The 12,467-nt window shown below is 46.0% G+C and carries 11 protein-coding genes; 4 read left to right on the plus strand and 7 right to left on the minus strand.

Annotation, left to right across the window (positions count from 1 at the left end; translation table 11 throughout):
- Nucleotides 1-62: 62 nt before the first annotated feature.
- Nucleotides 63-194 (minus strand): hypothetical protein, encoded by a 132-nt coding sequence (locus tag ACXLDX_RS12785; RefSeq protein ID WP_457577574.1) that lies wholly within the window; start codon nucleotides 192-194, stop codon nucleotides 63-65.
- Nucleotides 195-199: 5 nt separating this feature from the next.
- Nucleotides 200-1,552, minus strand: a complete 1,353-nt coding sequence (locus ACXLDX_RS12790) for a DEAD/DEAH box helicase (protein ID WP_457577575.1) — start codon at nucleotides 1,550-1,552, stop codon at nucleotides 200-202.
- Nucleotides 1,553-1,821: 269 nt separating this feature from the next.
- Here ACXLDX_RS12790 and ACXLDX_RS12795 point away from each other — a divergent pair, with 269 nt between their 5' ends.
- Together ACXLDX_RS12795 and ACXLDX_RS12800 are read left to right on the plus strand one after the other, a co-directional pair.
- Nucleotides 1,822-2,730, plus strand: a complete 909-nt coding sequence (locus tag ACXLDX_RS12795; protein ID WP_457577576.1) for a metal-dependent hydrolase — start codon at nucleotides 1,822-1,824, stop codon at nucleotides 2,728-2,730.
- Between the two features lie 12 nt (nucleotides 2,731-2,742).
- Complete coding sequence (locus ACXLDX_RS12800; protein ID WP_457577577.1) at nucleotides 2,743-3,348, plus strand: hypothetical protein; 606 nt, start codon at nucleotides 2,743-2,745, stop codon at nucleotides 3,346-3,348.
- 128 nt (nucleotides 3,349-3,476) lie between these two features.
- Here ACXLDX_RS12800 and ACXLDX_RS12805 read toward each other — a convergent pair whose 3' ends face one another.
- The 5 genes from ACXLDX_RS12805 to ACXLDX_RS12825 all read right to left on the minus strand — a co-directional run bounded on the left by ACXLDX_RS12805 (nucleotide 3,477) and on the right by ACXLDX_RS12825 (nucleotide 8,502).
- On the minus strand, nucleotides 3,477-4,016 hold the full coding sequence (locus tag ACXLDX_RS12805; RefSeq protein ID WP_457577578.1) for a DUF2058 domain-containing protein: 540 nt from the start codon (nucleotides 4,014-4,016) through the stop codon (nucleotides 3,477-3,479).
- Nucleotides 4,017-4,134: 118 nt separating this feature from the next.
- Nucleotides 4,135-5,295 carry a hypothetical protein gene (locus ACXLDX_RS12810; RefSeq protein ID WP_457577579.1) on the minus strand — a complete coding sequence of 387 codons (1,161 nt, stop codon included), beginning with the start codon at nucleotides 5,293-5,295 and terminating at the stop codon, nucleotides 4,135-4,137.
- The gene (locus ACXLDX_RS12815) at nucleotides 5,285-5,899 is read right to left on the minus strand and encodes a hypothetical protein (RefSeq protein ID WP_457577580.1); all 615 of its coding nucleotides are present in this window, start codon (nucleotides 5,897-5,899) and stop codon (nucleotides 5,285-5,287) included. The genes ACXLDX_RS12810 and ACXLDX_RS12815 overlap by 11 nt, the downstream gene beginning before the upstream one ends.
- Nucleotides 5,900-6,185: 286 nt before the next feature.
- Nucleotides 6,186-6,998: a hypothetical protein gene (locus tag ACXLDX_RS12820; protein ID WP_457577581.1), complete on the minus strand. Its 813-nt coding sequence runs from the start codon at nucleotides 6,996-6,998 to the stop codon at nucleotides 6,186-6,188.
- A 40-nt stretch (nucleotides 6,999-7,038) separates the two neighbouring features.
- Complete coding sequence (locus tag ACXLDX_RS12825; protein WP_457577582.1) at nucleotides 7,039-8,502, minus strand: pyridoxal phosphate-dependent decarboxylase family protein; 1,464 nt, start codon at nucleotides 8,500-8,502, stop codon at nucleotides 7,039-7,041.
- Nucleotides 8,503-9,140: 638 nt separating this feature from the next.
- On the opposite strand from ACXLDX_RS12825, the gene ACXLDX_RS12830 reads away from it, so the two are divergent.
- Together ACXLDX_RS12830 and ACXLDX_RS12835 are read left to right on the plus strand one after the other, a co-directional pair.
- Nucleotides 9,141-11,396 carry a transporter substrate-binding domain-containing diguanylate cyclase gene (locus ACXLDX_RS12830; protein ID WP_457577583.1) on the plus strand — a complete coding sequence of 752 codons (2,256 nt, stop codon included), beginning with the start codon at nucleotides 9,141-9,143 and terminating at the stop codon, nucleotides 11,394-11,396.
- Nucleotides 11,397-11,414: 18 nt separating this feature from the next.
- The gene (locus ACXLDX_RS12835; protein ID WP_457577584.1) at nucleotides 11,415-12,356 is read left to right on the plus strand and encodes a D-2-hydroxyacid dehydrogenase; all 942 of its coding nucleotides are present in this window, start codon (nucleotides 11,415-11,417) and stop codon (nucleotides 12,354-12,356) included.
- The last annotated feature ends 111 nt before the right edge of the window (nucleotides 12,357-12,467 follow it).

Raw genomic sequence — 12,467 nt, forward strand, 5'->3', positions numbered from 1 at the left:
CGTTCAAAATTCCATCTTCCGCAGGTTCAGAGTCAATGTCATTAACTTAAGGACAAGATAGTTCAGGAAAGTCCCATTCTGACTTGGCCGAGGGTGTCTGCAGCCAGGACGGCTGCAGTCAAGCCCCCGGGGACGGGTTTATGGCGTCCCTCGGACAAGGTCAGAATGGGAATTATCGCCTGAGTTAACGACATTGGGTTCAGAGTTCCGACAACACCAGTCCTCTGGCATCGGCAGAACGCCGCAGAGCGGGAATATTATCATCCACGTAGTCAAAAACCCGGGCCCGTTTATTTTTCGCCGGCCGCATTATTCGGCCGATAACCTGGAGAAGACGACCCTCGAATGCAATGGGCGTGGTCAGAAAAAGGGTGGAAAGACCGGGACAGTCAAATCCTTCACTGATAAGCTGCAGGGTGGAAACCAGTACTTCCACCCTGCCTTTCTGAACATTATCTACGATTTTCATACGTTCTTCGGCGGAAATTGTTCCGGTAAGAAGTTTCACGTTGATACCCTCGGCCTTGAGTTTTTCCTCAAAGAAACGGCAATGAGCCACCCGATCGGAAACAACCAGACAGGTGGCACCTTCCTGCTCTCTCACCACGGCAATAATATCGTTCAGAATTTGCCTGTTTCTTCCTTCGTGGCGGGTCAACGCCTTGATCATGGCAGGATAATTCCCGCGATAACCATATTGAAAAGAGGTGCTTTTTCTGATTATTTCCGGTTTTAAAACAGCACCACTTGCTTTAAGTTCATGGGAATCAACCCGGTGGATCCGATCTCCCATGAAAAAATAAATCAACCTGGTCATCTCACCGTCACTCCGAAAAGCAGTAGCGGAAAGACCAAGGAGATAGTGGCAGTCAAACCGGGAGACCACATCAGTAAACAATGTTGCAGGAACACGATGACACTCATCAACAACCAGATGACCAAACTGCTCAACCAGCTCATCAATTCTTTTTCTTGCACTGTTGACGATGCTGATGGTCAAAGGACCCAGGGAAAACCTGCCATCCCCGACCAGGCCGACTTCACAGGAGAGAAACTGTTCCGTGCGTTCCTTCCACTGGTAAAGCAATTCCTTACTGTGCACCACGACAAGGGTCGGCTGCCTGCGGACGGCAATCAGGGCAAGAGCCATAACAGTTTTACCACTGCCGGTCCCGGATTCAATAACACCAAAGGATTTTTCCCTTGCCGCATCAACTGCAACCTGCTGATAGGATCGCAGTTCCCCCCGGAAAGAGAAATCAATTTCCGCCAGCAATCTTCGCCTGTCAATTATTTCCGGGTCACGGCCGAGAAGACGACGGCACAGCAGAACAGCCTGATTGGCAAATCCCCTGGGAAAACGAAGCCCCCCCGGAACAGGTTCATAATATTTCAATTGGGGTTTGAGTTTTTTTCCTATCCAGCGACCATATTTTCTGGCCGCAATATACTGTGGATTCTCAATTGTCAGCCGTTTTTTCAATTCCTGCTCAAAGTCAAAATCGATTCCGCTCAGAAGACAGTCTGCTGCTACGGTCAATGTCAGTTCCACACCTTCACCCCTCTCCTGTTTCCTGCTTGATAAGAAAAGATCTATTGGCTACAATAATGGTAATTACTCGATTTAAGGTAACTACTCACAGGGGTAACAATTATATGATTTTATTACATCTGAACTGTAATTGCTCACAGGTGCCGCAGATTTTTGCAGGCTCTTATGTTCGCTTTTACCTACCTATGCGGACAAAAGAGACCGTGAAAAGCTGGGGTACCTGTGAGCAATTACGATTTAAGTTAAAATATTAACACTGGCATCCAGTTTTGCCAAACACACTCTGTCATATAGGAATCCAGGGCGGTCTGGGCCGTTTTCTTGATCATGGCATTGATATAAGATGGATTATCGCCGGCTGTATCATCCCTGATATCCCGTGGATAGTTCTTAAAATACTCCTGGCAGTCACTCCCATCAACCCATATGACCTGCGTCTTTACTGCATGACACAGGCCAGTCTTCTCTTCTGCCTGCTGCTCTCGGGAGCTGTTGCCCAGATGACCCGCAGCCCGCTGATGATCTTTTTCATACTCGCAGCCAACTGCCTGTTCCATCTCCTCCTTGACGCAATACAGATAAAATGGGGAAACGGGGTCCACCTTTTTGCTCCGTTTTCCTGGAAGATGACCCGGTTTAATTTCCTCTGGCCGGAACACCTTCTCATACTTTTATTCACCTGTTTCGGTCTTTTCTTCATGATTGTCTACTGGAGAGAAGCTGTGAATAAGACCATGTCGCTCCGGCACCCACGTGGAGTAAGGGCACTGGTTGCCACCATCCTTTTCCTCTTTTACCTGCTGGGACCTATCCTGTTCATGAACAACGTTGAAAAACTGGACTGTTATTATATCCACACCCTGCGTGAATATAATAATCGACCCGGCAAGCAGGTTAAATTTGACAGAGCCCACTATTTCAGCGGTAGCAAAATCCTGAGGACTTTTTCCGGAGAAATGATCCATGTCACAGGCAGACAGCCGATAAAGTCAGGAAGAGTCTCTTTCCAGGGGAGGTTTGTCAACCCATCAACAGTTCAGGTTTCCCACTACCACCTCCACCGGGACCACCGTGATCTTGCATCAGTTATCGGTCTTTTTATGGCTTGCGCTTTAGTGCTGCACTCGGTATTACTATCTCAATTTCGAAAAAAAGATAATTACCAACCGAGTCATTAACTCAAGCGATCAATGCGAAAAATTCTCTTCTACCTCATCATCTACCTGCTCTGCCTGCCCGTTTTCAGCCACGCAGGTACAAACCAGTACATCACCCTGGATATTCCGGAAACAGTAATCGCCAGAGCCATCACCGCTATGCTCCCCCTGAATATTGATGCCCATTCAAAGAATATTCGCGGGGATATTACAATCCTGAATATCAGCGAACTGCAGTTAAGCAACCGGCATCTTGCCTGTCGACTGCATCTGGCAGGGAATAATCTTGCCTTTCTCACGGAAATCGCAGGACATGAAATAAAATTAAAAGTCGGTTCAGTGGAAATAGACTTCAGGGCCAATGCCGCACTCCGGTTTGATGCGGCAAAACAGATTCTCTATATAAAACCCGTCATCAATACCGTGTCGGCAAAAGGTGATGGGCGAAACGGAGAAATCGGCAAAGCCCTGATCGGACTCCTCAATGGCCGTGAATTCCCGATCACAATGCAGGAACTTGACCCGCTTATCGCCAGAACCGGGTCAAAAACTGTTGTTATTGCCACAAAAATCACCGATATCATGGTCAGAAAAGACCGCCTGCAGCTCAAACTGACTCCGACAATTGGTGTAAAATAAAAAACTATTCCTGCTACGTAATTCCTCACAGGTTCCACAGATTTTTCAGGCTCTTTTGTTCACTATAGCCTGCCTGTACGGATAAAAGAGACCGTGATCAACCGGAGTGCCTGTGAGCAATTATCCTGCTACCACACGAGATCGTCAGGCACTTCGTATTCCGCATAGGGATCATCATCATTTTTCTGTTCCTGTTCCGGACTATTGAGCAGAACAAAAACTGTTTTATCCAGTTTCAGGATTTTTTCGGCGATATTTCTCGGAACAACCTCATACTTATCGCCAAGCATGACTACTGCCAGTTTCCCCGATGACAGTCTGTCAGCCATATCCGTATTGACAAAGATACGCTGTATCTTCCCTCCGGCATTAAACCTGTATTGTATTCCCGACTCATCTTTTTCCAGCATACCGGCGGTTATCATCTGCCGGATAGCCGCTGCTGTCTCTCTTTTTTTCAGTTTCTCTTCCCGTTGACGGTTGAGTTCCCTGGCCCTGGCCTGTTTTTTTTCCAGAGCAGCCTTTGCAAGAAGAGCATTTTCATCAACAGACTGTTGCCCAGCCCTCTGCTTCTTTTTTTTGCGATGCTTCTGCTTCTTTATAGTGTTGACTTTCTTTTTATCAACCAGTCCCAGTTTCAGAAACTGATCCTGCAATGAATTTCCCATGGAGAGCCTGTTGATTGTTATGATTTTATCTTAAATCCGTGACAGCTTCGCGGTTATTTTCTGGTAAAAACCTGGACACTTCAATAATCGCGGAAAATAGCAACTTTTCAAAAGAGCCTCAAGATATTTCTTCCACGCCATACAACAGATAAAAAAAAGAACAGAAAGCAGCACAACCGTATAAAATCGGCAAAACTGTAACTCCAAACTGAACACTGTAAAGGAACAGGGAAAGAAACAGAAAGAAAACAGCAATAAAAAACTGAGAATAAACACTTTTCAGAAAAAGATATCTGTACCCGCCCATCGCCCTGGCATAATCAAAAAATTTCTTATTGAAAGACAGACGAAAAAACGAGGTGCAGAAAGCAACCAGAACAATAATACCTGCCTGCATCCAGGAAGACATATTTTCAGACAACCACCCCCTCAAGCCCCATGAAAAAGCATAAAGAAAAACAGCACTCCCATACACCCGACCGCCGTCCAGTTGATCTATGCGTTCTTTTATGAGAATAAAGATTACAGCCAGCACCAGCGCCAGGAGAATAACCACTATCCCCAGTTTCACAAAACTTCCCCCGACAATCAGAAAAAGAGTGATCAGCCAGAAATAGCTTTCCAGGTAAAGAAAAATCCCGTCGATCACGAAAACCAAGCGGGAATATAATTTGTCTCTGAAAACAATGGCTTCACCCATTGTCATTCTTTTTTCGCTGCGCAAAGCCTCTGGAAAATTTATGTCTTCTTTAGCCTGCCTGCAAAACGATACTAATGCCAGGAGGACTATAACCAGGGAAAGCAGACAGATTGTCGACAGGCCGAAATCCTCAAGCAACAGACTGCCGGCGAAAATTCCCGCTTTCAGGACCAGGGCCACAAAGATCTGGAAGTTCCCGAACAGGAGGCCTGAATTCCCATCAGTACTGCGTGACAGAAAGAGCACCCGCTGAATCATCCAGTAAAAGCAGGAATAGGCTCCATTTATAAGTGCCACAGCCACAAGATTCACGTGAAGAAAAACCGCAGATACCAGGAACAGTTCCAGGAACAGGGAAACAACAATCATCCGGAACAGACCGAAACGAAACACTCTCTCCCAGCCCCACAGGGAAAGAGTAAACCCCACCCCTGTCATAGAGACAAAAAGAGCGACAATCGCAAAAGAATTATTTACTTTATAGAGGTAAACGGGCAGAAAAAACGGAAAAAGACCCAGGAGAAAACCATGAAAGCCGAGGAAAAGATAGTAGGTGCGCCCACCCATCTCAGAAAACATCCTGTTCTGCAATTTCAAGACTGTTGAGCCTGTCATAAAACGGACTCAGATCTTCAGCTTCACCGAACCTTGGAAAATCATGCATTTTCAGGTATGGCCTGGAGTTGACTTCCAGAAGAATACATTGCTGATCCCGATAGCTTTTCTCGATGCCTTCCTTGAAAATTGCGTCAATACCGAGAATATTGGCGTCAAAGTAATCAAGTATGGTTTCAAACAGTTGTCGGTTTTCTTGCGGCAGGGTGTCCTTGTCAATTATTTCCACAACCCCGCCCGGAGCAAGGGCGATCCTGTTGAACAACGGAACCCGAACACCTTTTTCAGGAATGGATTCAAGACTCATTTCCTTTTTTTTCAGCCAGGATTTTATCCGCCTGTCTTTTGGGATGGGATGTATAACCGGAAAAAGACCCATTTTTTTCCGCACTGCATTCTCCCTGTCAATCAATTCACCTATTGTAGAACTGCCGTCCCCGTCAACAAAGGGAGGGTACCTGCGAATAACCGACATGATCCCTTCCCTGACAACCAGAATTCTGTAATTTTTCCCTTCCAGAAACTGTTCCACGACTGAAAACGGCCACCAGATCCTTGCCCGTATCATGGCGTTCAGGAGTTCCCTGTTACTGGTGATTGGAAAATGACTGCCGCGGGAAAAGCCGCTAACATTCGGTTTAACAACCAGGGGGAAACCGTGTTCAGCAGAGAATTTAAATGCTTTCAGGGGACTGAAAAAAACGGTTCCCTTCGCATGGGGAATACCATGACGTTCAAATACTCTTCTGGCCTGAAGTTTCGATCTGCAGCGTTTCCTGACCTCAAGAGAGTTGTAATGGCTGCATCCTCCAAGAAATTTCTTTTCGATCCATCTGTAAATTATTTTTTTGATTTCAATATCCTTTCACCCTGTAATGGGCAATAAGCTGCCTGAAAAAGATGGCCCGACGTTTCTTTCTGGCGGGAAGATGGGCAATAAGATCTGCCGCAATCGTCATACTTTTCCTGATAAACCTGTGTTTTCTGGTCCAGCTTATTTCTCTGTCCAGAAGAAAAAGTGGCAACGGCAGGAAAATATTAATCTCAATAATATGAAAAATTCCGGCCAGCAATTCACTCCTGGAATTGGCCCGCACTCCCACTCTTGCGATTCTGAACCTGCCGATACCCTTTAACATTGACCAGAGGCGCTGCTGCTCCTCTGCACTGAAATCCCCCGTTATATCGTGGTAACTGGAGTCCGCATTATGCACTCCGTTAATATAGAGATCGGCATGACTGCTGTTTTTCACTTCAGTGATGGACAGCATGGCAAAACGACTGTTGTCCATTGCCGATCGTATATAGAAAATCTCAAATTCTCTTTTTTCCCTGGCCGCTTCCTGAAAAAGGTAAGATGTTTTTTTCACCCGCCTCTTTCGCCTTGCGGTTTCCAAATCGTGGTCAGTCTGTATAAGATAAATCCCGTGAGAATTCTGCCCCCATTCCGGTTTCAGGAAAACAGGCATTTCAGGCACAACATGACCATCGTCTTCAATCTGTCTGAGACGCCAGCGGTCAGGAATAACCCTGTCCATATCAAGTTTTGAGAAAATATTTTTTCCGGGATTAAAATATTCACTGTTCAACTGAAAAAAAAGCTGAGGCGACACCCGGCGGCGAAGACAGGAGGCAATACACCAGAATATTAAAACCATCCGAACCATTTTAACCTCCCAGGTCTTATTTCAGCCAGAAATGGAATACTCACATATTTTCATTCCATCCTTCCTGCAGAATTGCCTGACCTGTTTCCACCAGGGTGCTGAAAAAATCATCAATATCCTGCCTGTTTGAAGCAGAATTGGTGATCAAAAGCCTGAGGATCAGATTTCCGTCGATATAAGCAATACCAACCAGGCTTTTACCCTGTCTGTAGAGACGAGTTCTCAATTCCAGGTTAAAGCTGTTATTCCGGACCGGGTTCACCTTGAACCTGAAACAGACATTAAACGATGTTCGCGGCACAACCAGTTCTAGCTCCGGACTCTTTTCTATCCACTGCTCAGCGTATTCACACAGTTCCAGGTAGTTCTCAATCCGTTTTTCAAATCCTTTCCGACCAAAATATTTCCAGTCAAGAAACCACTTCAGGCTGTCAACCCGCCGACCGCACTGAAGGGAAACTGTCCCCAGGTCCTCCACTTCATTTTCATGTTCATCCCTGAAGAGATAGCTGCCGTCTCCTGCCGCGAGCACCGTTCCGAACGTGTGGCTCCGGTTATTGATCAACAGGATATTGCACATGAGAGCCGCCCCCAGCATTTTATGGAAATCCCATGTAAATGAATCGGCATATTCCAGACCGGCAAGATAGCGTTTCCGCAGCTTTTCACTCATCACTGCAGCACCGCCCCAGGCTCCATCAACATGGAGCCAGAAATGGTATTTGTCCCTCAGTTTCAGAAGCGGCTCAATGGGATCGTATGCCCCCCTGACTGTTGTGCCTGCCGTGGCAGCGACAAAAAAAGGAATACCATCTTCGGCCATGACTCCATTAAGCCTCCGTTCTAATTCGGTAATTTCCATCTCTCCTCTGGCGTTCAAAGGTATTTTCACCAGCTGATTTATCCCGATCCCGAGAATATTGGCCGCCTTGTCCATGGAATAATGGGCATCGGCCCCAACGAAACCGAAGAGTCTTTTCTGACCAAACAAACCATCATGCTTTACACGCTTTCCACAGCTGTTCCTGGCCGCCATCATGGCGATCATATTGGCATTGCTTGAACCCGTGGTCATCTGCCCTTCCCCGTTGACAAAACCCACCAGTTTCAGCATGGTGGAAATCATGTATTTTTCCATCAGGGTGGATACAGGAGCAGACTCGTAGGTACAGGCAGACGTGTTGCTAACCGCTGTTACAATTTCACCGACAATAGAAGGCAGATTGGCTCCCACCCACATCCTGTTGACAAATGAAGGATGATGGGTTTTCAGGGAGTAAGCCAGGTACTTTTCAACCCAGTTGAAAATCTCATCCCAGTCACCACCTTCATCAGATTTATCAAGCTCCAGAATGCGGGCAAGGTCCTCCGGGGGTTTATAGTCCAGAAAACGACCCTCTCTTCTGGTTGAATAATAATCCCGGATTATTGTCATTAACTTCTCCAAAACACGGTCTTCCGTGACACTGTTTCCTGTACAGTATTTTTCGTCTGAGTCATCCATAATTGTTATCTGAAAATCCGCAGCTGAAGATCGTATCACCATATTCGGATTTATATTAATTTGTTGCGGCTGGGTCATTTCACCCGACCATGCCGGTTCATTTGCAGGAGTACCCTAACAGACATTTATTTTTCATGCCCAACCGTATTTCGCCACGGCCTCCGTAGTATAAGATCTCACTGCTCCCCTTTTTATTCCACTGAAATCCTGCACTTCATAAAATGAAAAAACTAAACCTGCATCCTGCGTCTCAACCATTCATATCACTCCGGCCCCACAGATACAGAGCAAACCCGCCATCCGAGCCTGAAAACAGCTATTTATACTTTCGAAGAACAAAGTTGACAAGGTCCTATTGTCGCTATTTTATTTCTGCGCCCCCATAAAACCTGGGCATAAAGGACAGGACAGCATTACCAGGCTGGTTTGCAATCAAGAACTACAGGGAATTCCAACAAATCAGGATATTATTAAAACTATCAACGGCACTTTTCCCTTTGAAATAAAAAAAATCTCTTCCTTCAATGTATCTTTTTCGGATCGGAAGTTATAAAATACGGTACAACAATCATCCAGACTGAAACATCACCATTGAACACCCACGGATTCCGAGAAGACCAGACCGTCTCAAAAAATTTATGAAAAAGTCCCCAGCATTCAAGTTTGTTTCATTCAGGTACGATCTAATACTGGCCTTTATTCTCTTGTTTTTTCCTCTTTCAGTCACTGTTATTCACAGCATTTGCCGGGCAGCCGATGAACAGTCATCCGCACCGGCCATTCTCCTGACGGAAGAAGAAAAAGACTGGATAAACAACCACCCTGAAATCACTGTTTCCAATGAATTCGACTGGCCGCCCTTTGATTTTGTCCTCTCCGGAAAACCTGAAGGGTTTGGCATAGATATGATGAATCTCCTCTCGGATCGATCAGGAATTCGTTTTCGGTATATTAACGGGTACACCTGGGACGAGCTAGTTCACATGTTTTATGAAGGAAAGATTGACCTGCTCCACTCCCTGAGCATAACCCCGGAGCGTGCGAAAAAGGCCTTTTTCTCAGACCCTTACTACCACAGTAAAAATGTGCTTATCCTGCGGCAAAATGTACCGACAACCAATGATCTCAAGGAGCTTGAAGGTAAAATAATTGCTCTGCCAAAAGGCTGGTCATCAATTCAGTTTTTCAAAAAATATTATCCCGCTGTTCACATAGTCGAGGTGGCAAGCTCAAGGCAGGCCCTTGAATATGTGGACCAGGGAAAAGTTTTTGCCTCGGTTGAGCAGGAAGGCATCGCTGCATACTTTATCCGCAAATTCGGTTTCACAGACCTGAAGCTCTCATCCTGGATTGACAATGATGAGCTGCAGAAAACATCCTCCATGCATTTTGCCGTATTAAAAAAGAACTCTGTTTTATTCAACATCCTGAAAAAAGCTCAGGAAACGATCCAGCCGGATGACATGACAAAACTGAAAGACAAATGGTTCAGTCGTCATGGGCGCCAGATTGGACAGGAAAGTGCGGGCCTTACTCCCCGGGAGGAGGAATATCTTGCCGACAGGAAGACAATCAATGTCTGTATCGCCCCCAGGCGACTGCCTTTTTCCGGAATAGAAAACGGTCAGGCAACCGGTATGGTTGCGGATTTTCTTGAAATATTCAGCGAGCAGCTGCAAACCCCTTTTACTGTCACACCCACGGCTTCATGGACCGAATCACTCACCGGAGTGAAAACGGGACTCTGTGACATCATACCCATGGTCAATATTACCAGCAGCAGAAGCGAGTATATGGATTTCACGATTCCTTATCTCAACTACAGAGTGGCTCTCTTTACCCGGGAATCATCCCCATGGATACAGGGCTTGCGCGATTTCACCGGCAAACGTGTCGGTATAGAGAAAGATGGTTTCCTCTGGAAAAAGGCTCCGAAACAGTTCCCGAAAGTGAGTTTTACTGCCTTTTCAGATGTGGAGGAGGGACTCCGGAAATTGTCATCAGCCAACCTCGATTCTGTTCTTATTACCTTACCTGTTGCAACTTACTATATCCGGAAAATGGGGCTGGATAATATCAAGGTGGCCGGTTACTCAGGTTTTAACGACAATATCCGTATCGGTGTCCGAAAAAATGATATCCTGCTCCATTCAATCATGAGCAAGCTTATCCGTGCCCTGCCTCAGAAGGAGATCGATTCCGTCTACCAGAAATGGGTGGTAATGAAATTTGAACACCAGTTCGATTATACTATTCTCTGGAAAACTGCCGCGGCAGCAATTCCCCTTCTTGTGTTAATCATTGCCTGGAACAGGAAACTGATGAAGCTGAACAGAAAAATTGCCGCTCAGCACAGGGAACTGGTCAGAAAAAGCGAAAAACTCGAACTCCTTTCCATTACTGACCAACTGACCGGCCTGTTCAACAGGAGACACATCAATAATGCACTGGCTGCAGAAATTGAGCGAATTGACCGTTACAACCGACCCCTGTCCATTATGATTCTGGACATTGACCATTTCAAAAAGGTTAATGATACCTATGGACACCAGACAGGAGACAGGGTACTTTGCCGATTTGCGGAAACCATTTCTGAAAACATCAGGAAAAGTGATATTTCCGGCCGCTGGGGTGGAGAGGAATTTCTTATTATCTGTCCGGAAAATGACCTTGACGGAGTCACAATAATGGCGGAACATTTAAGGAAAATCATTGCCGAAACAGACTTTCCTGTCGAATGGAATCAGACCGCCAGTTTTGGAGTCGCCTGCTATCAGTCACCGGAAAACCGGGACAGTTTCATCAATCGTGCCGACCGGGCCCTGTACAGGGCAAAAGAAAATGGAAGAAACAGGGTGGAACGTGCTCCGGACCTGATGAAAAATGTAAATTAATTACAAGGAATAGCCAAAATGAAAACTGTTTTTCTGGATACTGGATGCTTGAACGATCTGTCCTTTGAAACATTACGCAAAGAGTGCTGCTCTTTTCAACCGTACAGTCAAACTCCTCCAGAAAAAGTTATCGAACGGATAAAAGACGCTGAGATTGTCATTCTCAACAAAGTTAAAATCAACGGAAGCCACCTGCAGCACTGCCGGTCTCTTAAGCTGATCTGTCTGGTTGCCACGGGAACCGATGTGGTGGATTTGGAGGCAGCAAAAAAGCACAATATCACAGTCTGTAATTGCCAGGCATACGGCACTGACTCTGTCGCCCAGCATGTTTTCGCGTCTCTTCTGGCCCTGTGTACCAATCTGCTCTCCTACGAAAAAAGTGTCAGACAAGGCCGCTGGCAGAAAGCAGACCAGTTTTGTTATCTCGATTATCCGATTGCTGAACTGAAAAACAAAACCATGGGGATTATCGGCTATGGTAATAACGGCAAAAGAGTGGCGGAACTCGCCGGAGCTTTCGGCATGCGGATAGAAATCGGACGGAGTCCGGGCAGCAATGATACCGCCAGACCAACCCTCAGGGAACTGGCTCCGAAACTTGATGTCCTCACCCTTCACTGTCCCCTGACACCTGAAACCAGGAACCTGATAAATGGCGAGATCCTTTCTCTTATGAAACCGACTGCCTACCTGATAAACACGGCCAGGGGCGGCATTGTCGATGAAGAGGCCCTTCTGGCCGCTCTCAAAAACGGTAAACTTGCTGGAGCAGCCACCGATGTGCTGACTGCAGAACCTCCTGTTCACTCCAACCCGCTCATTGATGCACAACTGCCCAATCTGATCATCACTCCCCATGTTGCCTGGGCCAGTAGAGAAGCGCGGGAGGAAATATTAAACCAGACCGTGGAAAATATAAAAAAATTCAAAATTGGACACCCGGTCAGAACAGTATAAAATAGAGTTCAATGGTAATAATAACACAGGGTTCTTACTATCACGAAAAGTCATATAAAATCATTGACTCAACAAAGAGAATCTGATAAATAATCGACTCCTGAAAAATTC

It is taken from the genome of Desulfomarina sp. (genome assembly GCF_054039375.1).